General features: G+C 64.2%; 19 protein-coding genes. 12 read left to right on the top strand and 7 right to left on the bottom strand.

Going from position 1 to position 19,573, the window contains the following annotated elements; all coding sequences use genetic code 11:
- Window positions 1-27: 27 nt before the first annotated feature.
- From FJ425_RS18785 to def, 3 genes are all read right to left on the bottom strand, one after another.
- Window positions 28-453: a type II toxin-antitoxin system VapC family toxin gene (locus tag FJ425_RS18785; RefSeq protein WP_140725271.1), complete on the bottom strand. Its 426-nt coding sequence runs from the start codon at window positions 451-453 to the stop codon at window positions 28-30.
- Window positions 450-737, bottom strand: coding sequence for a plasmid stabilization protein (locus tag FJ425_RS18780; protein WP_140544836.1), 288 nt, complete (start codon window positions 735-737; stop codon window positions 450-452). The genes FJ425_RS18785 and FJ425_RS18780 overlap by 4 nt, the downstream gene beginning before the upstream one ends.
- 76 nt (window positions 738-813) lie before the next feature.
- A complete protein-coding gene (gene def / locus FJ425_RS18775) occupies window positions 814-1,344 on the bottom strand; it encodes a peptide deformylase (protein ID WP_140725269.1) in 531 nt (176 codons plus the stop codon).
- Between the two features lie 103 nt (window positions 1,345-1,447).
- Between def and FJ425_RS18770 the strand changes: the two genes are divergently transcribed.
- A complete protein-coding gene (locus tag FJ425_RS18770) occupies window positions 1,448-2,701 on the top strand; it encodes a DNA recombination protein RmuC (RefSeq protein WP_140725266.1) in 1,254 nt (417 codons plus the stop codon).
- Window positions 2,702-2,952: 251 nt separating this feature from the next.
- Here FJ425_RS18770 and FJ425_RS18765 read toward each other — a convergent pair whose 3' ends face one another.
- Entirely contained in the window at window positions 2,953-3,357 is a 405-nt protein-coding gene (locus FJ425_RS18765; RefSeq protein ID WP_140725263.1) for a GFA family protein, read from the bottom strand.
- A gap of 35 nt (window positions 3,358-3,392) precedes the next feature.
- The gene (locus tag FJ425_RS18760; protein WP_140725260.1) at window positions 3,393-4,352 is read right to left on the bottom strand and encodes a cation diffusion facilitator family transporter; all 960 of its coding nucleotides are present in this window, start codon (window positions 4,350-4,352) and stop codon (window positions 3,393-3,395) included.
- A 182-nt stretch (window positions 4,353-4,534) separates the two neighbouring features.
- On the opposite strand from FJ425_RS18760, the gene FJ425_RS32355 reads away from it, so the two are divergent.
- Both FJ425_RS32355 and sugE read left to right on the top strand, forming a co-directional pair.
- Window positions 4,535-4,660, top strand: a complete 126-nt coding sequence (locus FJ425_RS32355; protein WP_095769470.1) for a hypothetical protein — start codon at window positions 4,535-4,537, stop codon at window positions 4,658-4,660.
- Between the two features lie 187 nt (window positions 4,661-4,847).
- Window positions 4,848-5,162, top strand: a complete 315-nt coding sequence (gene sugE / locus FJ425_RS18750) for a quaternary ammonium compound efflux SMR transporter SugE (protein ID WP_140725257.1) — start codon at window positions 4,848-4,850, stop codon at window positions 5,160-5,162.
- 440 nt (window positions 5,163-5,602) lie between these two features.
- Here sugE and FJ425_RS18745 read toward each other — a convergent pair whose 3' ends face one another.
- Window positions 5,603-6,031: a DUF6481 family protein gene (locus FJ425_RS18745; RefSeq protein WP_140635884.1), complete on the bottom strand. Its 429-nt coding sequence runs from the start codon at window positions 6,029-6,031 to the stop codon at window positions 5,603-5,605.
- A gap of 228 nt (window positions 6,032-6,259) precedes the next feature.
- On the opposite strand from FJ425_RS18745, the gene FJ425_RS18740 reads away from it, so the two are divergent.
- From FJ425_RS18740 to FJ425_RS18720, 5 genes are all read left to right on the top strand, one after another.
- Window positions 6,260-7,321: an LLM class flavin-dependent oxidoreductase gene (locus tag FJ425_RS18740; protein ID WP_140725254.1), complete on the top strand. Its 1,062-nt coding sequence runs from the start codon at window positions 6,260-6,262 to the stop codon at window positions 7,319-7,321.
- Window positions 7,322-7,479: 158 nt separating this feature from the next.
- Window positions 7,480-8,646 (top strand): AI-2E family transporter, encoded by a 1,167-nt coding sequence (locus FJ425_RS18735; protein WP_140700572.1) that lies wholly within the window; start codon window positions 7,480-7,482, stop codon window positions 8,644-8,646.
- A 608-nt stretch (window positions 8,647-9,254) separates the two neighbouring features.
- Window positions 9,255-10,076 (top strand): arylamine N-acetyltransferase, encoded by an 822-nt coding sequence (locus FJ425_RS18730; RefSeq protein WP_140725251.1) that lies wholly within the window; start codon window positions 9,255-9,257, stop codon window positions 10,074-10,076.
- Between the two features lie 3 nt (window positions 10,077-10,079).
- Window positions 10,080-11,078: an LLM class flavin-dependent oxidoreductase gene (locus tag FJ425_RS18725; RefSeq protein ID WP_140635891.1), complete on the top strand. Its 999-nt coding sequence runs from the start codon at window positions 10,080-10,082 to the stop codon at window positions 11,076-11,078.
- A gap of 67 nt (window positions 11,079-11,145) precedes the next feature.
- Window positions 11,146-11,946, top strand: a complete 801-nt coding sequence (locus tag FJ425_RS18720) for an inositol monophosphatase family protein (RefSeq protein ID WP_140635893.1) — start codon at window positions 11,146-11,148, stop codon at window positions 11,944-11,946.
- On the opposite strand, the gene FJ425_RS18715 is transcribed toward FJ425_RS18720, so the two are convergent.
- Complete coding sequence (locus tag FJ425_RS18715) at window positions 11,936-12,955, bottom strand: LacI family DNA-binding transcriptional regulator (RefSeq protein ID WP_140635895.1); 1,020 nt, start codon at window positions 12,953-12,955, stop codon at window positions 11,936-11,938. The two genes, FJ425_RS18720 and FJ425_RS18715, sit on opposite strands and share 11 nt — an antisense overlap.
- 218 nt (window positions 12,956-13,173) lie before the next feature.
- Here FJ425_RS18715 and FJ425_RS18710 point away from each other — a divergent pair, with 218 nt between their 5' ends.
- The 4 genes from FJ425_RS18710 (at window position 13,174) to dnaK (ending at window position 19,487) form a co-directional block, all read left to right on the top strand.
- On the top strand, window positions 13,174-14,769 hold the full coding sequence (locus FJ425_RS18710) for a sugar ABC transporter ATP-binding protein (RefSeq protein ID WP_140725249.1): 1,596 nt from the start codon (window positions 13,174-13,176) through the stop codon (window positions 14,767-14,769).
- Window positions 14,766-16,061, top strand: coding sequence for an ABC transporter permease (locus FJ425_RS18705; RefSeq protein WP_140725247.1), 1,296 nt, complete (start codon window positions 14,766-14,768; stop codon window positions 16,059-16,061). The genes FJ425_RS18710 and FJ425_RS18705 overlap by 4 nt, the downstream gene beginning before the upstream one ends.
- Before the next feature lie 18 nt (window positions 16,062-16,079).
- Window positions 16,080-17,048 (top strand): substrate-binding domain-containing protein, encoded by a 969-nt coding sequence (locus FJ425_RS18700; protein ID WP_140635901.1) that lies wholly within the window; start codon window positions 16,080-16,082, stop codon window positions 17,046-17,048.
- 522 nt (window positions 17,049-17,570) lie between these two features.
- Window positions 17,571-19,487, top strand: coding sequence for a molecular chaperone DnaK (gene dnaK / locus FJ425_RS18695; RefSeq protein WP_140544804.1), 1,917 nt, complete (start codon window positions 17,571-17,573; stop codon window positions 19,485-19,487).
- The last annotated feature ends 86 nt before the right edge of the window (window positions 19,488-19,573 follow it).

Below are 19,573 nucleotides of genomic sequence, written 5' to 3'. Positions count from 1 at the left end.
TGTTTTGAGGCCCGAATGCCAGCTGGCTCAGGCGCCCGCTTCAAAAGGGTTTACGAGCTTCAGGTCAAGCCCGTCGAAGTCAGGGATATTGCGGGTCGCCAGGGTTGCATCTTGCGCGAGACAAATCGCGGCGATCATGGCGTCGGGCAGGCTCATTGGACGGCCCATTCGCTCACGCATGGCCCGCAACTTGCCGGCAAGACGAGGGGTTGAGCCCGCAAACTCCACCACGCGACCGGCAAACTGATGTGAGATCAGATGATCCAGGGCACGGATATAGCGGTCCGACCCAGTCCTGTTCAAAAATCTTTCCGCGCCAAAGGATTGCTCCATGATAACCGGGCCGCAGAGGTAGAGTTCCAGAACATCCTGTTTGTTAAACCATTCGGCAACGATCGGATTTGGCACCGGCTTGCCGGCTTCGGAAATGACGTTGGTGTCGAGGACGATCACTCGAAATCCTCGACCGGACGACCAAAGTCACGTTTCCTTTCCGCTTCGATTTCGTCCATTATCTCTGCGAACGTCTCGTCAGTAGCGTTTTCAGCAACGAATGCCGAGCGAATCGCATCCCAGGCCGAAACGCCCCGCTCCGGCTTGGCCTCTTTTTCCGCAACGATACCTTTGCGCAGAAGATCGATGGCTTTGCTCGACAGGCTGTGGCCACCCCTGCGAGCAGCTTGCTCAATTTCATGCTTCAAAGGCTCGGGAATGCCTCGAATTAACATATCGCCCATCGGCGTTTCTCCACTCTGATATCATCGATATCATAATGGGAGCCTGCGCTCAAGGCAGTGGGTTCCAAGGCGGACGTCAGCCCACCATCTTGCCCGGCACCTTGTCCTTGGCGAGCTTCCTGAACTTCCGCACCACCATGTCGCGCTTGAGCTTCGAGATGTGGTCGATGAACAAAACGCCGTTGAGATGGTCGATCTCATGCTGCAGGCAGGTGGCCATCAGGCCTTCCGCCTTGATCTCCTGCAGCTTGCCGTCGCGGTCGAGATACTTCACCCGCACCGAAGCCGGGCGCTCGACCTCGGCGTAATAGTCGGGGATCGACAGGCAGCCTTCCTCATAGACGGACCGCTGGTCGGAACTTTCGAGCACTTCCGGATTGATGAAGACATGCGGCGCCGGCGGCTCGCCTTCCTTGGCAAGGTCGATGACCAGCAGCCGCCGCGGCTCGCCGACCTGGATCGCCGCAAGGCCGATGCCCGGCGCGTCATACATGGTCTCCAGCATGTCGTCGGCGAGCTTGCGCAAATCGGCATCGACGCGCTCGACCGGCTTGGAAACCTGGCGCAGGACGGGATCGGGAAGGATGATGAGCGGCTTGATCGACATGGCGTCTCACCTAAGACCTCGCTTGAAAAGCGTCAACCGGGGCATCTTCGACCTGTTCACGTTTTGATCTGTGCCAGGAGGCCGAATCGGTTATGCTGCTCAAATGAACGACATGACCTCCGTCCTTTCCGAGCCCATCGCGCGGCTCGGCGCCACGACCATCACGCTTGGCCAGGCGCTGGCTTTCGGCGCAATCCTTCTGCTTGCGCTGTCCGTGGCGCTCGTCGTCGCCTTGTGGCGCGCGGCCGGGGCGCGCGCAGCGGCGGCCGCCGAAGCCGCCGACCATGCCCGCGATGCCGAGGCGAGGATGGCCGACATCATGCAGGCGCAGGCAGAGATGCAGGGGCGCATGGGGGCGATCGCCGAGGTGTTCGGGGCGCGGCAGGCCGAGCTCACCCAGTCGCTCGGACAACGGCTCGACGCCATGACCGGGCGCCTCGGCCAGACCATGGCCGAACAGACCAGGTCGACGCATGAGAGCCTGGCCAAGCTGCAGGAGCGGCTGGCGGTGATCGACACCGCGCAAGGCAACATCCAGTCCTTGGCCGGCCAGGTCGTGCAGCTGCAGGCGATCCTCTCCAACAAGCAGACGCGCGGCGCCTTCGGCCAGTCGCGCATGGAAGCGATCGTCGCCGACGGCCTGCCGCACGGCGCCTACGAGTTCCAGGCCAGTCTCTCCAACGGCAGCCGGCCCGACTGCCTGGTGCGGATGCCCAATGGCGCGCCGATGCTCGCCATCGACGCAAAATTCCCGCTGGAAGCATGGAATGCCATCCGCGCCGCCGAGGGTGAGGCCATGCAGAAGGCGGCGGCTCAGGCTTTCCGGCGCGACATCGAGGTGCATATCCGCGATATCGCCGAAAAATACCTGATCCAGGGCGAGACACAGGACACCGCCTTCATGTTCGTGCCGTCGGAATCGGTGTTCGCCGAGATACACGAGAATTTCGAGGCGGTGGTGCAGAAGGCGCATCGCGCCCGCGTCGTCATCGTCTCGCCCTCGCTGCTGATGCTGTCGATCCAGGTGATCCAGGCGATCCTCAAGGACGCCCGCATGCGCGAGCAGGCGCATCTGATCCAGGGCGAGGTCATCCGCCTGATGGAGGATGTGGGTCGGGTCGACGAGCGGGTACGTCGGCTGCAGACACATTTCGGCCAGGCGGCGCGGGACATCGACGACATTCTGGTGTCGACGTCGAAGGTGACCAAGCGCGGCCAGAAGATCGAGGCGCTGGAATTCGCGGAAGGCGAGGCCGAGGCCGCGCGAAGCGCAGCGCCAAAGGCCGAAGGCGGTTCGCGGGTAGCGGACTCCAAGACGGGTCAGCTCAGGCTGCGCGTCGTGGAGGGCGACGAGTAGGTAGCCGCCGGAATTTGGCGAAGCGCCCGTCCCGTCGTCATTCCAGGGCGGAGCAAGGAGCGAAGCGACGCGCGCAGACCCTGGAATCCATGCCGTGACGCTAAGGCATTGAGACGGTTAAGAATTCTGCTCCGCCGAGCCCCCTCACATCGTTCACGGCAGGATCCTCGGGTCAAGCCCGAGGGATGACGAAGGCGCGAAAGATTCAGCCAATCGCCGAGGCTTCCGCCAACGGGGCCGATCCGACAGTGCTACTGCTCCTCGATGGTCGCCATGCCTTCAAACTCCGGCAGCCAGTGCAAGGCCGAACGGTGCCAGACCTGTTTTTTCGGGATGAGTTCCTCGCGCTGACGCGCCGTGCCGACCCTGATGCCGTAGATCTTGGGCCCATCTCCCACCGACGTGGCATAGAGGTGCGATCCGCACTCGCCGCAAAAGCCCTGCGCCCGCCTGGCGCCGCTCGACCCGGTCTTGATATAGACCTTCGGCGCGCCCCTGGTGATCCGGTAGTCGCTTTCCGGCGCCGGAACCGTCACGCGAAAGGCCGTGCCGGTCAGCTGCTGGCAGTCGGTGCAGTGGCAGATCGAGGTCTTTTCCGGATCGACCTTCGCCTCGTAGGCGATCGCGCCGCAATGGCATCCGCCGTCGATCTTCATCGGTCTTCCTCCTGACAAGTTCGCTTTATCAAAGTCTATCCCTCCTCCGAGGCCTCGGCCATGGCCTTGCGCCGCCGCTGCCATGTGCCAGTGGCCTGCGGCTTGACGAAGAGCCTCGATATTTGCGGCATTTCCTTCTTGAGCCTGGCTTCCAGGCGCTCGACGCAGGCCTCGATATCGGGCGCGCTGAGATGATCCTCGAATTCGATGCTCAAGCCCGCGACGATTTCCTCCGGCCCGATATGGACGCTCAGGATTCCGTTCGCGCGCTGCACCGCCGGATCATCCTGGACGATCGCCAGCACCCTCTTCTGCACTTCGGGTGAGGCAGGTTCGCCCAGCAGCAGCCCTTTGCTCTCGCGCGCCAGGAAGATGGCGGTCGCGCCGAGGATGATGGCGATGCCGATCGAGCCGAGGCCGTCGAGCTCGGGGATTCCCAGAAGCTGGGCCGACAGGATGCCGGCGAAAGCGACTGCCAGCCCGAGCAGCGCGGCGCTGTCCTCGAACAGTACCGTATAGATGCTGGGATCCTTGCTCGATTGCACGGCCTGCAGCCAGCCTTGCTTGCCCTTCTGCTGCCGGAACTCCTTCAGCGCTAACAGCCATGAGCTGCCCTCGAACAGGAATGAAAGGGCAAGCACGATGTAGTTGACCTTGGCGTTGACGAACGGCTCGGGCGCCATGATGTGGATGACGCCTTCATAGAATGAGACGCCGGCGCCGAGCGCGAACACCAGAAGCGCCACGATAAAGCTCCAGAAATAGAGCTCGCGTCCGTGGCCGAGCGGGTGGGTGCGGTCGGGCGGCCGCGCGGCGCGGTGCATGCCGTAGAGGAGCAGCGCGCCGTTGCCGGTGTCGACCAGCGAATGCACACCTTCCGACAGCATGGCGGACGAACCGGTGAGCGCTGCCGCCGTGAACTTGGTCGCCGCGATCGCCAAATTGCCGGCGAGCGCTGCGTAGATAACCCTTCTCGAGCCGCTATGTCCTGCCATCCGATCTCCGAGCTGCCCCGCGCCCGAGCTTGACGGCCCGCCTCACAGACAATGCACCAGCCCGCGCGAGGTTTCGGAAATCGGTTGACAGCCGGTCGACCGGCTTCGCAAAGCGGCACAGCCTCTTGCAGCCGGGCATTTCTCTTGTTTCACTCGCACGTCCACAATCGGAGGAGCGAATCATGGCTAAAGGTGCGATGAAGGCGGGCAAGGAAGCCCGCAAGCCGAAGAAGGACGCCAAGAAGCCCGCGGCGGCCCCGGCTCCGAAGGCGCCGCCAGTCAAGGCGTTGCGCATCAAGGAAAAGTAAGCGGCCGTATTCGGTCGATCCGGCTCAATGCTGACTTTGAACCGGCGGCATGACAATGCTGCCGGCGTTTTGTTGATCGAGGCCACCCCATATCAAAGGGCGAGGACGACCTCGCTTCCCCGAAAACCGGCCGGGACGACCCGCCACCAAGCATCTCAAGCGGTGCTGGAATGACGGAGTGTCTTCGATGTCCTGGATTTTTCTTCTCTTCGCCGGCCTGTTCGAGATCGGCTGGGCGATCGGCCTCAAATATACCGACGGCTTCTCCAAGCCGCTGCCGACCCTTCTCACCATTGCCTCGATGATCGTCAGCCTCGGCCTGCTCGGGCTGGCGCTGAAGACGCTGCCTGTCGGCACGGCCTATGCGGTGTGGACCGGCATCGGCACCGTCGGCACGGCGCTGCTCGGCATCTGGCTGCTCGGCGAGCCGGCGACGATCGTCCGGCTCGCCTGTATCGGCCTGATCGTCTGCGGCATCGTCGGGCTGAAACTGGTCGCCTAGCTCCCCGACACAGGGATTTTGAAAGGTTGCCATTTGTCTTGGTGCAAGATTTTCCATTCATTTCCGTGAAGTCGCCGGGGATTGGTTGAAGCCGCCCCAACGTCGTCATTCTATGGCGGAGCAAGGAGCGAAGCGACGCGCGCAGACCATAGAATCCATTCCGTGACTTCCGAGCGTTGCCACGGTGCAGAATTCTGCTCCGTTGCACGCCTTGACGAAGGTAACGGCATGGATTCCAGGGTCTTCGCGACGGAGCTTCGCTCCTGCTCCGCCCTGGAATGACGATCGCGATGGCGTTTCGGCAATCTCCACGCATGCCACCAACGCAAACAGAGCCGACCGGTCAAAATCCCTGTGCAGTGCTACTAGCTCGGTATCCGTAGCACAAACGCGTTCAGGGCCGCTTTCGGCGACCCTGAACCATTTTTCCTGGAATTGCTCTAGCGGGCGGAGAAGCCCGGAGGCGTGCGCCCGACGCGAGACTTGCGGGCGGCGTAGCGTGCGTCACGCTTGGCCTTGCGCGCGGCCTCATCGGCAAGCTCGAAAGCGATGCGCTCGGATTCCTCGGCCTCGCGGCGCTTGGCCTCTTCGGCCGCCGCCGCTTCCGCCGCAAGACGCGCCGCTTCGGCAATCGCCTCGCGCTCGGCCTTCTCAGCCGCTTCGCGCGCCAGCTTTTCCTGCTTTAGCCGAGCCTTTTCCGCCTCGCGGATGGCACGGGCCTCAAGGATAGCCTTGCGTTCGGCCTGGCGAGCCAGCACTGTCGGATCATCCGCCGCTGGTTTTGCCTTGAAGCGCTCGAGCAGCGCCTTCTTTGCCTCGTTCGCGGCATTGCGCCGCTCGAAAATGTCTTTTTCCCTGTAGATAGCCAAGTGCACTTCCCTGCAGTGTATTCGCGACGCTTACATACGCGTGAAAGCGGCAAGTTCAAGCGCCAAAACGGTATGGCAGCCATGAAAAATTCGGGCTTGTTGCCGCAGGGATACGGCCCGGCAGCGCGATGCACTGTTCACAGATCGCGCGTCTGGCCGGCAGAACGGCGGATGGTTACCTCTAGCGCCGACAACAAACGCCGACATGAACATTGAGGACGCAACCAGATGGAACTCGGTCTCTACACTTTCGCCGATGTCAGCCCGGAGCCGGGCCCCGGCGCGATCGGCCCGCATGAACGGCTGCGCAACCTCATCGAGGAAATCGAGCTGGCCGACCAGGTCGGCCTCGACGTGTTCGGCCTCGGCGAGCATCACCGTCCCGACTATGCCGCCTCGGCGCCGGTGGTGGCGCTGGCCGCGGCGGCCGAGCGCACGAAGCGCATCCGCCTGACCAGCGCGGTCACGGTGCTTTCCTCCGATGATCCGGTGCGCGTCTTCCAGCAATTCGCGACGCTCGACCTTCTGTCCGGCGGCCGCGCCGAGATCATGGCCGGGCGCGGCTCCTTCATCGAATCCTTCCCGCTGTTCGGCTACAATCTGGAGGGCTATGACGAGCTCTTCGCCGAGAAGCTCGACCTGTTGCTGGCTATCCGCGACCAGGTGACAGTGACGTGGCAGGGCAAGCTGCGCGCGCCGGTCAACGGCCGCGGCGTCTATCCGCGTCCGTTGCAGGAGAAACTGCCGGTCTGGATCGCCATCGGCGGCACGCCGCAGTCGGCCGCCCGTGCCGGCGTGCTCGGCCTGCCACTGACGCTGGCCATCATCGGCGGCGAGCCGGCCCGTTTCGCGCCTTTGTTCGAGATCTACCGCGAGGCGGCGCGGCGCGGCGGCAACGATCCGGCCAGCCTCGCCACCAGCATCAACGTGCACGGCTTCATCGCCGAGACGCCCGAACAGGCGGCCGACGATTTCTACGGACCGCAGGCCGAGGTGATGAACCGCATCGGCCGCGAGCGCGGCTGGGGCCCGACCTCGCGCGCGCATTTCGATCACGCACGGGGTCCCAGTGGGGCCCTCTTCGTCGGCAATCCCGAGGCCGTGGCGGAAAAGATCGTCGCGCAGCACAAGATCTTCGGCAACGACCGCTTCCTACTGCAAATGGCGATCGGCACCATGCCGCACGCCAAGATCATGAAGGCGATCGAGCTTTACGGCACCAGGGTGGCGCCGATCGTGCGCAAGGAGACGGCCAAAACCGCGCCCGCCATCGTGGCGCCGGCCGGCTGAGCGGAAGCCCGTTAGCCAAGACTGACCGACCCGCAGCGCGACCGCAGGCGCGATGCCGCGGAAAGCCGGCTCATGGAACCTTGCCCGGAACTCCCGCGTTTCGCCCAGAAGCCTGCCATGCATTCATTGTTTGGGTGGTGGGCTTGCAAGGGGAACCGATGAAAGCCGAGCCGATCGTTTCGGGCGCGAGCGTTGTCGAAAGCCCTGATCCGCGTGCCAGCGCCCGGGCGGACATGCGCTTGACGCGATCGCTGGTGATCGGGATTTTCATTCTGCTGACGATCGCAGCGCTCTATTTCGCGCGCGATTTCTTCATGCCGGTAATCCTCGCCTTCCTGCTGGCGCTGACGTTGACGCCGATCGTGCGCTTCCTGCGCAAGCACGGCGTACCGGAAGTGGTTTCGGCGACGTTGCTGGTGCTGCTTTCAATCTTTGTTTTCGTCGTCGCAGGCTATCTGCTCAGCGGTCCGGTCATCGACCTCATCAACAACAGCTATTCGATCGGCCAGCAGCTCACCGAGCGGCTGGCGCCGTTCAAGCGGCCGCTCGAACGGGTGATGGATCTCGCGCATCAGCTGGAAGCTCTGACCGAGACCTCGCAGGAGCCGGGGGTGCAGCGGGTCGCGGTGGCGCCTTCCGGCGTTCTGTCCACGGCGGCCAGCAATCTCCTGGAAGCCGGCACCTCGATCACCATCGTCTTCGTGCTGTCGCTGTTTCTGCTCGCCTCGGGCACGCTGTTCTACGAGAAGATCGTGCAGTCGTTCACCAGCATGACCCAGAAGAAGCGGGCGCTGCGCGTGGTCTATGACGTCGAGCACGAAATCTCGCACTATCTGCTTACCGTTGCCCTGATCAATGCCGGCCTCGGCACGATGATCGGGCTGGGCCTCTGGGGGCTCGGCATGCCCACCCCGTTGGTGTGGGGCGCGGCGGCGGCGCTGCTCAATTTCCTGCCCTATGTCGGCGCGCTGATGACCGTCCTGCTCGTCGCCATCATCGCGCTGATCAGCTTCGACACGATCGCCTATGCGCTGCTGGCGCCGGCTTTCGTGGTGTTGTGCGATATCGTCGAAGGCCAGTTCGTGACGCCGACGGTGGTCGGACGGCGCCTCGAGATCAACGCCGTGGCAATCTTGATCGCCATCGCCTTCTGGTCATGGCTATGGGGCTTCGTCGGCGCGCTGATGGCGGTGCCGTTGCTGGTCGTCATCAAGGTCTTCTGCGACCATTTCGAGGGCTTGAGCCATGTCGGCAACTTCCTGGCGGCGCAGCAGTCCATGGCCATCGAGGAAGAGCCCGCCGAAAACAATCACAAACCGGCCTAAGTGCACTGCACAGGGATTTTGACCGGTCGGCTCAGGCGGTATACTTTGGAGATTGGCCGAAACGCGCAACCCCGTCGTCATTCCTGGGCGGAGCAGGAGCGAAGCTCCGTCGCGAAGACCCTGGAATCCATGCCGTTACCTTCGCCAAGGTGTGCAACGGAGCAGAATTCTGCACCGTGGCGACGCTTCCAAGTCGCGGAATGCATTCTATGGTCTGCGCGCGTCGCTTCGCTCCTTGCTCCGCCATAGAATGACGAGGTTGGGGCGGCTTCAACCAATCCCCGGCGTTTGCGTTGATTGCACGGAAATGAATGGAAAATCTTGCACCAACGGCAACCTTTCAAAATCCCTGTGTCGGGGAACTAAGGCGCGTCGCCCTGAATTGGATTCAGACGACGCGCTCCAGGGGCTTTGTTTCGCCGTGGTCCCAGAACCGTGCGCACTTCTGGGCGACATGCTCCTGTTTTGATGCATGTCGTTGTCCCAGAACCATGCACATTTCTGGGCGACATGCATTGGCATGTGGTCCAATCGCAAAGCGTGGCCGTTATTTGCAGCGTTGGCGGGCAGTGCCTATATCGGGCCGGTCAAGCGGGACCTGCCCCTGAATGAGCGACTTCGATCTCGATGGCTATTTCGCCCGCACAGGCTATGACGGGCCAACCGACGTTTCGCTGGCCACGCTGCAGGCGCTGCACGCAACCCATCCGCAGGCGATCCCGTTCGAGAATATCGACGCCTTGATGGGCGTTTCCGTCGGGCTCGACATCGCCTCGCTGCAGGACAAGATTCTTGGCCAGAGCCGCGGCGGCTATTGCTTCGAGCACAATCTCATCTTCATGCATGCGCTGAAGGCGCTCGGCTTCACCGCCAGCGGGCTGGCGGCGCGCGTGTTGTGGGGCCAGCCGGATGATGCCGTCACCGCGCGCAGCCACATGCTGCTGCGCGTCGAGCTCGGCGGCCGCACCTACATTGCCGATGTCGGCTTCGGCGGCCTGACGCTGACGGCGCCGCTGCTTTTGCAACCTGGGCTTGAGCAGCAGACGCCGCACGAGGCCTTCCGCATCGTCGAAACCGGCGACCATCTTCGCCTCCAAGCCGGCATTGGCGGCGATTGGCGCACGCTCTACCGCTTCGACATAAGCCAGGCCTATGAGGTCGATTATCAGGTCGGCAGCCATTTCCTGTCGACGCATCCGAGCTCGCATTTCCTGACCACGCTGGTTGCCGCGCTCGCCTTGCCCGACCGGCGCTATGCGCTGCGCAACAACCGGCTGTCGACACATCATGCCGGCGGTCGCAGCGAGCAGCGCGAGATCGCGACCGCCACCGAGCTCGCCGGCGTGCTGGAGAACCAGCTCGCCATCGTCATTCCCGACCGCGCCGCCTTCGAGGCGAGGCTGCGGGAAAAACGCATCGTGGAGACCTGACCAATGACGGCCCTTTCGGTTCTCGACCTGTCGCCGATCACGCAAGGCAGCACGGCCTCGCAGTCGCTTGCCAATTCGCTCGACCTTGCCCGCCATGCCGAGCGGCTGGGCTACAGGCGCTACTGGCTGGCCGAGCACCACAACATGCCGGGCATCGCGAGCGCCGCGACCTCCGTCGTGATCGCGCATGTCGCTGGCGGCACCAAGTCGATCCGCGTCGGCGCCGGCGGCATCATGCTGCCCAACCATGCGCCGCTGGTGATCGCCGAGCAGTTCGGCACACTGGCGGCGCTTTTCCCTGGCCGCATCGATCTCGGCCTCGGCCGCGCGCCGGGCACCGACATGCTGACCGCGCGGGCGCTGCGGCGGAATCTCGAAAGAGCCGACAATTTCCCGCAGGACGTCGTCGAGCTGATGGGCTATTTCCAGCCGGCCGAGGAAGGCCAGCGCATTCGCGCCGTGCCCGGCGAGGGCCAGAGCGTGCCGGTCTGGATCCTGGGCTCCAGCCTCTATGGTGCGCAGCTCGCAGCCCTTCTCGGCCTGCCTTACGCCTTCGCCTCGCATTTCGCCCCGGCTGAGCTCGATCATGCGCTGGAGGTTTATCGCACGCGCTTCCAGCCGTCGGCGCAACTCGAAAAACCGTATGTCATGCTCGGCCTCAATGTCTTCGCCGCGCCGTCGGACGCCGAGGCGAAGCTTCTGTTCAGCTCGCTGCAACAGGCCTTCGTCAATCTGCGCAGCGGCCGCCCCGGCCAATTGCCGCCGCCGGTCGAGAATTACGACCGCGACCTCGACCCCGCGGCGAAAACCATGCTTGCCCAGGCGCTGTCCTGCGCCGTCGTCGGCTCGCCGGAGACGGTGCGCCAGGGCATCGACGCCTTCATAAGCCGCACCGGCGCCGATGAATTGATGGTGACGGCGCAGTGCTTCGACCATGCGGCGCGCGTGCGCTCCTTTGAGATCCTCGCCGACGTGCACAAATCGATGTCGAAGGCGGCCTGACGGCGCCATGGCTTCTGACATGCTCATCTGTTAAGGGCAGGCTCCCCGCCAAAGCGCGAGCCTGCCCATGACCCATGATCTCGACGACCGCATGCATTTTGCCATCGACCTGGCGCGGCGCGCCGGCGAGCTGGGGCTGAAATATTTTCGCGACCTCGACAGTCTGACGATCGAGAGCAAGGGCCATCAGGACCTGGTTTCAGAAGCCGACCGCGAGGTCGAGCTGTTCATCCGTGCGGCCATCGCCGAGGCCTACCCGCAAGACGGCATCGTCGGTGAGGAGCACGCGGCGATCACCGGAACAACCGGTCATGTCTGGGTGATCGACCCGATCGACGGCACCGCCAATTTCGTGCGCGGCATTCCCGCCTGGTGCGTGGTGATCGCCTGCGCCAGGAACGGCGAGACGATCGTGGGCGTCATCCACGAACCCTCGACCGACGAGACGTTCTACGCCCGTCTTGGCGGCGGCGCCTTCCTCAACGGCAAGCCGATCAGGGCCAGCAACGCGTCATCGCTTTCCGAAGGCTCGGTCGGCACCGGGCTCTCCAACCGCGCCTCGACCACGAATGTCGTCATTCTCATCGGCCTGATCATGGGCGAGGGCGGCGTCTTCTACCGCAATGCTTCCGGAGCGCTCATGCTTGCCTATGCGGCGGCCGGCCGGCTGCTCGGCTATCTCGAGGAGCACATGAACGCCTGGGATTGCCTGGCCGGCATGCTGCTGGTCGAAGAGGCCGGCGGCACGGTGCTGAAAGCGGACCCCAAGACGGTGATCGGCAAAGGTGCCCGGGTGGTCGCCGGCGGCCGGCGCATCTTTCCGAGGCTGCAACTGCTCGGCGAGAGCTCCTTCGGATTTACGCGCTGACGCTCTGCGCGAGCGCGCCGAGCGGCCGGCAGGAATTGCGGATCATCAGCCGGCCTTTCAGCACGAGCTTGCGCGGCGGCGCCTCGCGGTTGCCGGCCAGCCGGTCGAGCAGGAGGTTCGCCGCCTGCTCGCCGATCGCCTGCACCGGCTGCGCCACGGTCGTCAGCTGCGGCACGAACACGTCCGACCAGGGAAAATCGTCGAAGCAGGCGACCGAAATGTCCTCGGGACAGCTGAGACCGATGTCGCGGATCGCCTTCATGGTGCCGATCACCATCGGATTGTTGGCCGAGAAGATCGCGCTCGGCCGGTCGTGCAGCGAAAGCAGCTGCATGGTGGCGTTATAGCCGTCGATCTCGTGGAAATTGCCGGAGCGTATGAGCTCCTCCGCCACGGGCAGGCCGGCGGCCTGCAGCGCCTCGCGGTAGCCGATCATGCGGTCATGCATGGGGGATATGTCGGATGCGCCGGTGATATAGCCGATGCGGCGATGGCCGAGATGGATCAGATAGGTAACGGCGTCGAACACGGCGCGCTGGTTGTCCAGCACCACCGCATCGGTGTCGACGCCGTCGCAGAGGCGATCGAGCAGCACCACCGGCACGTTGGCGTCCCCGACGATGCCCTTCAGGATGCCGCCGTCGCCGACACGCGCCACGATCAGCCCGTCGACCATGCGGTCGAGCAGCAGCCGGATCTGGTCGTCCTGCGTGTTCAGGTCCTCGTCCGTGCAGCACAGCATGACGGCATAGCCGGCGCGGTCGAACGCCTGCTGGATGACCGAAACGACATCGGTGAAGAACGGGTTGGTGATATGCGGCACGGTCAGGCCGATGGTCCGCGTGGTGCCCATCTTGAGGCTGCGGGCAATGGCGTTGCGCTTGTAGCCGATGTCGCGGATCGCCTGCTCGATGCGCTGGGTAAGCTCCGGACTGACGGTGGCGGTGCCGTTGAGCACTGCCGACACGGTGGCCACGGACACACGCGCCGCCTCAGCCACATGCAGCATGGTCGGCGCTGTGGATTTCCGCTGTTTTTTCCGCTCTGACACCGTCATTTTCGAAACGTTTAGTCACCCCTATTTGGCCAAACCTACGCAAACCCGGCATTTTCCGCAAGAATTGAAATGCAACAATCCTCAGAAACCAGATATGCGCTTGACACATTCGAAACGTTTAGATTAGCGTTCAAACAATCGAAGACGACGGAGGGAGGCCGTCCTTTGCCATGCAGCGCATTGATTCCACCACGACTGGCAATGCGGCCGCCGACGGTCCCGCCGTCGTCCTGAGCGCGACGGGCATTTCCAAGCGCTTCGGCGGCATCGCCGCGCTGTCGGATGTGAGCCTGGACCTCCGGCCCGGCGAGGTGCATGCGCTGATGGGCGAGAACGGCGCCGGCAAGTCGACGCTGATGAAGATCCTGTCGGGCGTCTATACCGACTACGAAGGCGCCGTGGCGATCGACGGTCAGGCGGTCCGCTTCACCGGCGTCCGCGACGCCGAGGACGCCGGCATCGCCATCATCCACCAGGAGCTCAACCTCGTCCCCGAGCTCAGCGTCGCCGACAACATCTTCCTCGGCCGCGAAAAGCTGATCGCCGGGCTGGTCGTCGACCGCAAGGCGAGCAGCCGCACTGCCAGCGCGCTGCTGCAGCGTCTCGGCATCGAGCTCGATCCCGAGGCGCGTGTCGGCACGCTCAGGGTCGGCGAGCAGCAGCTGGTGGAGATCGCCAAGGCGCTGTCGAAGTCGGCGCGCATCCTGATCATGGACGAGCCGACCTCGGCGCTGTCGCCGGCCGAGTGCCAGAGACTGTTCCGCATCATCGGCCAGCTCGCGGCAAGCGGCGTTGCGATCGTCTACATCTCGCATCGCATCGACGAGGTCATGCATCTGGCCAGCCGGGTGACGGTGCTGCGCGACGGACGCCACGTGCTGACGCGGGACATGGCAAGGCTGGACGAAGACGCCATCATCTCCGCCATGGTCGGGCGCGACCTTCTCGCCTCCTCCGATCATGAGCGCGGCCCCGGCGGCGAAGCGGTGCTCTCGGTCAGGGACCTGTCGCTGTCGAAGCCCGACCGGCATGGCTGGCGCACGATGATCGACGGCGTCAGCTTCGACCTTGCCGCCGGCGAGATCCTCGGCATCGGCGGGCTGCTGGGTTCCGGCCGCACCGAGATCCTGGAGGCGATCTTCGGCTCCAGCGACGGCCGCACCGGCGGCGAGATTCGGCTCGACGGCGTGCCGGTCGAGATCGGCTCGCCGCGCGAGGCCCGCCGGCTCGGCATCGCTTTGGTGACCGAGGACCGCAAGACGCAAGGCCTGCATCTCCAAGCCTCGATCACCGACAATGTCGCGCTGCCCCTGGTCGGCGCGCTGGCGCGCTTCGGCCTGCGCTCGCGCTCCGGCGAGCGGGGCCTGGCACGCGACGCGGTCGGCGCGCTCGGCATACGCTGCGAAAGCATCGAGCAGGCCGCCGGCACGCTGTCCGGCGGCAACCAGCAGAAGGTGGTGATCGGCAAGTGGCTGGCGACTCGGCCGCGCGTGCTTCTGCTCGACGAGCCGACGCGCGGCATCGATGTCGGCGCCAAGCGCGAAATCTACGACCTCGTCTTCAAGCTGGCCGGCGACGGGCTGGCGATTGCCGTGATCAGCTCCGAACTGCCCGAGCTTCTGCATCTGGCCGACCGCATTCTGGTCATGGCCGAGGGCCGTCAGCGCGGAATCCTGTCCCGCACTGACGCCAGCGAGGAGGCGATCATGCGGCTTGCCGCGCCCAGACTTACCACACCAAGACCGACCGCGAGACCCGCCGCATGAGTCTCATCAGCCTTGTCTCCCGCACCAAGCTTTACTGGGGGCTGATCGCCATCTTCCTCATCGGCGTCTTCGGCTCGCCGATCAGCTCCAAGGGCAACAACATCTTCCTGTCCTACGGCAACCTGCTCGACGTGCTGCGCCAGGTGTCGACCACCGGCCTCATCGCCACCGGCATGACGGCGGTGATCCTGACCGGCGGCATCGATCTTTCCGTTGGCTCGCTGATGGCGATCTGCTCGGTCGTCTGCGCCATGCTGCTCACCGTGCCGGGCGTCACGCCGTCGGCGGCGCTCGGCGTGCCGACGACGGCGCTGGCAGCGCTTTGCCTCGGCGTGCTGGCCACCCGCTTCATCCTGCTCAACATCGAGAAATCCCGCGCCGGGGCGGAAGCCGGGCGCGACGCGCGGCTGGACAAGGCGCGCGGGCTGATCATTCCGGGCGTCGTCGGCGTGGTGCTGTGCTGCCTTTCGCTGTGGTACCTGCTGCCGCAGGTCGAGACCAAGTTTGGTGTGCTCGGCGTGCTGCTGGTGGCGCCTTGCGTCGGCCTTCTGTTCGGCACCATCAACGGCTTCATCATCGTCGCCGGCCGGCTGCAGCCGTTCATCGTCACGCTGGCGATGATGGTGACGGCGCTCGGCATCGCCAGGCTCACCGCCGGCCAGAACAACGCGGTGCTGCCGGTCTATACCGGCTCCAACGCCACCGCCGATTTCGAGATCCTGCGCTCGCTGGTGTTCGGCATCGTGCCGATGCCAGGTCTGTTCTTCCTCGGCGCGATCGTGATCTACGGCGCGGTGCTGCGCTTCACGCCCTTCGGCCGCTATGTCTACGCCATCGGCGGCAATGAGGAGGCGGCGCGGCTTTCCGGCATCGCCGCCGGGCGCGTCAAGATAGCCACCTATGCGGTGTCGGGCCTGCTCGCCGGCATCGCGGCGGTGCTCTACGTGGCCCAATACCGCCAAGGCAAGCCCGATGCCGGCGCCGGGCTGGAGCTCGACGCCATCGCCGCCGTGGTCATCGGCGGCACCAGCCTGATGGGCGGGCGCGGCAGCCTGGTCGGCACCTTCTGCGGCGTGCTGATCTTCGGCCTGTTGTCCAACATCTTGCAGCTGCACAACATCAATTCGAACCTTCAGCTGGTGCTGAAGGGGGCGATCATCATCGGCACCGTGCTCGTGCAGGAGCGCAACGCCGGCGATCTTCTCAGCTATCTGCGCCTGCCCGGCGGACGGGCGGCGCAAAAGGAAACGGCCGCAGCCAAGCGGCCGTCACAGGAGACCTCGTCTCTATAATCCGGAGGAAACAGGACCATGAAACGACGTGATATGCTGAAGCTCGCCACCTTCGCGGCGGCGCTTGTGACGACCACCGCGCTCTTTTCCGGCAACCATGCCTTTGCCCAAGACAAGAAGTGGAAGATCGGCTTCTCGCAGGTGACGACCATCGAACCCTGGCGCGCCCAGTTCAACAAGGACATCATCGCGGAAGCCGCCAAGCACCCGGACGTCGAGCTGATCATCACCGACGGCGAGGACAAGACCGAAAAGCAGGTCGCCGACGTCGAGAACCTGATCCGCCAGGAGGTCGACGCGCTGCTGGTCTCGCCGAAGGAATCGGCCGGCCTGACCGGCGTGGTGCAGCAGGCGATCGATGCCAAGATCCCGGTCTTCGTGCTCGACCGCAATGTCGAAACCAAGGACTACACGCAGTTCGTCGGCGGCGACAACAAGCTGATCGGCCGGGCGGCTGGCGAATATGCCGTCGAGCTCCTGGGCGGCAAGGGCAAGGCGGCCGGCAACGTCGTCGAGATCTGGGGCGGCATGGGCACGCAGCCGGCGCATGACCGCCATGACGGCTTCCATGAATTCACCGACAAGGAGCCGGGCATCAAGTACCTGCTCGACCAGCAGTCGGGCGACTGGAAGCAGGACCAGGCCTATAACATCATGGCCAACGCGCTGAAGACCAACGAGAAGATCGATCTCGTCTACGGCCACAACGATCCGATGGCCTACGGCGCCTATCTCGCTGCCAAGGACGTCGGGCGCGAGAAGGACATCAAGTTCATCGGCATCGACGGCCTGCCCAACGAAGGCGTGCAGATGGTGAACAAGGGCGAGCTGACGGCGACCTTCACCTATGTCACGCCGGGCGCCGAGGGCCTGCGCCAGGCGATCAAGTTCCTGAAAGGGGAGAAGGTCGAGAAGACCATCACCCTGCCGACGGAAAAGATCACCAAGGACAACGCCGCCAAAATCCTGAAGGACAACGGGCTTTAGGTTCTGTTTTGACGCAATTCCAAACGGAAAACCGCTGCGGCTTTTCCTGGAATTGCTTGAAGTCCGCAACCCCCTGCCGGGCCACGCGCCCGGCAGGGCTTTGCCCGAGCGCCAGGCGCTCCCCACAGCTTGCCGCCGGGCGCCAAATGCACGCCGCAATGCTGTTTTTCCGCTCTTTCGCGACCGAAAGTCACGCCCGAAACAGCAAGTCCTGACCTTGGCGGTCAGCAGATTTGCGTGCCCTAAGCGGCGCCGCTTTAAAAAAACCAAGCCGGAACAGTGAGATAGATCGACTTCAGACCGGCTCGGGCGCAGAGCGCGGCGGGTCTCTTCCGGGTCGCTGCCGAGACGACGGACAGCTTGCGCAGGATGCTTGCGCCTTGTGTCGCCTGTTCTTATATACGCGCCAGCCGTCCAGCCCTAAAAAGCGGGGACCATGACGGGATTTCTTGTGAACAGGGGCTTTCGTCGGAACGCCTTTTGAAGGGTCCAGAGAGCCTGCTTAGAGGAGAGATTAGAACAATGGCAAAAGTTATCGGTATCGATCTCGGCACCACCAACTCGTGTATCGCCATCATGGATGGCAAGGACCCCAAGGTGATCGAGAATGCTGAAGGTGCGCGCACGACGCCTTCCATCGTCGCCATTTCGAGCGACGGCGAACGTCTCGTCGGCCAGCCGGCCAAGCGCCAGGCGGTCACCAATCCGGAAAACACCATCTTCGCGGTCAAGCGCCTGATCGGCCGCCGCTATGACGACCCGGTGACGGAGAAGGACAAGAAGCTTGTCCCCTACAAGATCGTCAAGGGCGACAATGGCGACGCCTGGGTCGAGGCCGGCGGCAAGAAGCAGTCGCCCAGCCAGATCTCGGCCATGATCCTGCAGAAGATGAAGGAGACGGCGGAAGCCTATCTCGGCGAGAAGGTCGAGAAGGCGGTCATCACCGTTCCGGCCTATTTCAACGACGCCCAGCGCCAGGCGACCAAGGACGCCGGCAGGATCGCCGGCCTCGAGGTGCTGCGCATCATCAACGAGCCGACGGCCGCCGCACTTGCCTATGGCCTGGAAAAGAAGGACGGCAAGACCATCGCCGTCTATGACCTTGGCGGCGGCACCTTCGATATTTCCGTGCTCGAAATCGGCGACGGCGTCTTCGAGGTGAAGTCGACCAATGGCGACACCTTCCTCGGCGGCGAGGACTTCGACATGCGCCTGGTCGAGTATCTGGCGGCCGAGTTCAAGAAGGAACAGGGCATCGACCTCAAGGCCGACAAGCTCGCGCTGCAGCGCCTCAAGGAAGCCGCGGAAAAGGCCAAGATCGAGCTGTCGTCGACGACGCAGACCGAGATCAACCTGCCCTTCATCACCGCCGACGCCAGCGGCCCGAAGCACCTGACGATGAAGCTCACCCGGGCGAAGTTCGAAAGCCTGGTCGAGGATCTCGTGCAGCGCACGATCGAGCCCTGCAAGGCGGCGCTCAAGGATGCCGGCCTGAAGGCCGGCGAGATCGACGAAGTGGTCCTGGTCGGCGGCATGACCCGCATGCCCAAGATCCAGGAGATCGTGAAGCAGTTCTTCGGCAAGGAGCCGCACAAGGGCGTCAACCCGGATGAGGTCGTTGCGCTTGGCGCCGCCATCCAGGCCGGCGTGCTGCAGGGCGACGTCAAGGACGTGCTCCTGCTCGACGTGACGCCGCTGTCGCTGGGCATCGAGACGCTGGGTGGCGTGTTCACCAGGCTGATCGAGCGCAACACCACGATCCCGACCAAGAAGAGCCAGACTTTCTCGACCGCCGAGGATTCGCAGTCAGCGGTGACGATCCGCGTCTTCCAGGGCGAGCGCGAGATGGCGGCCGACAACAAGATGCTCGGTCAGTTCGACCTCGTCGGCATCCCGCCGGCCCCGCGCGGCGTGCCGCAGATCGAGGTCACGTTCGACATCGACGCCAACGGCATCGTCAACGTCTCGGCCAAGGACAAGGGCACCGGCAAGGAGCACCAGATCCGCATCCAGGCTTCGGGCGGCCTGTCCGACGCCGACATCGAGAAGATGGTGAAGGACGCCGAGGCCAATGCCGACGCGGACAAGAAGCGTCGAGCCCTCGTCGAGGCCCGCAACCAGGCCGAGGCGCTCGTGCATTCGTCCGAGAAGTCGCTGAAGGACTATGGCGACAAGGTCTCGGAGGCTGACCGCACCGCGATCTCGGACGCGATCGCCGCGCTGAAGACCGCAGCCGAGGGCGACGACCCGGCCGATATCGAGGCCAAATCGCAGTCGCTCGCCGAAGTATCGATGAAGCTCGGCCAGGCCATGTACGAGGCCTCGCAGAAGGAAGCGGCCGAAGCCGACGCCAAGGCGGACGCCGCCAAGGATTCGGACGTGGTCGATGCCGATTTCGAGGAAATCGACGAAGACGACGAGAAGAAGAAGTCGGCCTGAGCCGGCTGACGGCGGATCATGCGAAAAGCCCGGCGGAAGGCCGGGCTTTTTTGCAACCCCAGTCGAAAAAGTGACAGAAAAGCCCG

The sequence above is a fragment of the Mesorhizobium sp. B2-7-2 genome (assembly GCF_006440775.1).
GTDB lineage: Bacteria > Pseudomonadota > Alphaproteobacteria > Rhizobiales > Rhizobiaceae > Mesorhizobium.
This window is presented reverse-complemented; position numbering and strand designations above follow the sequence as displayed.

Excerpts from the sequence above, each read along its gene's own strand:
- dnaK (WP_140544804.1), top strand. The coding sequence starts at position 17,571 with ATGGCAAAAGTTATCGGTATCGATCTCGGCACCACCAACTCGTGTATC.
- FJ425_RS18740 (WP_140725254.1), top strand. The coding sequence starts at position 6,260 with ATGGAACTCGGTCTCTACACTTTCGCCGATGTCAGCCCGGAGCCGGGC.
- FJ425_RS18715 (WP_140635895.1), bottom strand. The coding sequence starts at position 12,955 with ATGCTGCATGTGGCTGAGGCGGCGCGTGTGTCCGTGGCCACCGTGTCG.
- FJ425_RS18700 (WP_140635901.1), top strand. The coding sequence starts at position 16,080 with ATGAAACGACGTGATATGCTGAAGCTCGCCACCTTCGCGGCGGCGCTT.
- def (WP_140725269.1), bottom strand. The coding sequence starts at position 1,344 with ATGTCGATCAAGCCGCTCATCATCCTTCCCGATCCCGTCCTGCGCCAG.
- FJ425_RS18720 (WP_140635893.1), top strand. The coding sequence starts at position 11,146 with ATGACCCATGATCTCGACGACCGCATGCATTTTGCCATCGACCTGGCG.
- FJ425_RS18730 (WP_140725251.1), top strand. The coding sequence starts at position 9,255 with ATGAGCGACTTCGATCTCGATGGCTATTTCGCCCGCACAGGCTATGAC.
- FJ425_RS18705 (WP_140725247.1), top strand. The coding sequence starts at position 14,766 with ATGAGTCTCATCAGCCTTGTCTCCCGCACCAAGCTTTACTGGGGGCTG.
- FJ425_RS18725 (WP_140635891.1), top strand. The coding sequence starts at position 10,080 with ATGACGGCCCTTTCGGTTCTCGACCTGTCGCCGATCACGCAAGGCAGC.
- FJ425_RS18710 (WP_140725249.1), top strand. The coding sequence starts at position 13,174 with ATGCAGCGCATTGATTCCACCACGACTGGCAATGCGGCCGCCGACGGT.
- FJ425_RS18760 (WP_140725260.1), bottom strand. The coding sequence starts at position 4,352 with ATGGCAGGACATAGCGGCTCGAGAAGGGTTATCTACGCAGCGCTCGCC.
- FJ425_RS18735 (WP_140700572.1), top strand. The coding sequence starts at position 7,480 with ATGAAAGCCGAGCCGATCGTTTCGGGCGCGAGCGTTGTCGAAAGCCCT.
- FJ425_RS18765 (WP_140725263.1), bottom strand. The coding sequence starts at position 3,357 with ATGAAGATCGACGGCGGATGCCATTGCGGCGCGATCGCCTACGAGGCG.
- FJ425_RS18780 (WP_140544836.1), bottom strand. The coding sequence starts at position 737 with ATGGGCGATATGTTAATTCGAGGCATTCCCGAGCCTTTGAAGCATGAA.
- FJ425_RS32355 (WP_095769470.1), top strand. The coding sequence starts at position 4,535 with ATGGCTAAAGGTGCGATGAAGGCGGGCAAGGAAGCCCGCAAGCCGAAG.
- FJ425_RS18770 (WP_140725266.1), top strand. The coding sequence starts at position 1,448 with ATGAACGACATGACCTCCGTCCTTTCCGAGCCCATCGCGCGGCTCGGC.
- sugE (WP_140725257.1), top strand. The coding sequence starts at position 4,848 with ATGTCCTGGATTTTTCTTCTCTTCGCCGGCCTGTTCGAGATCGGCTGG.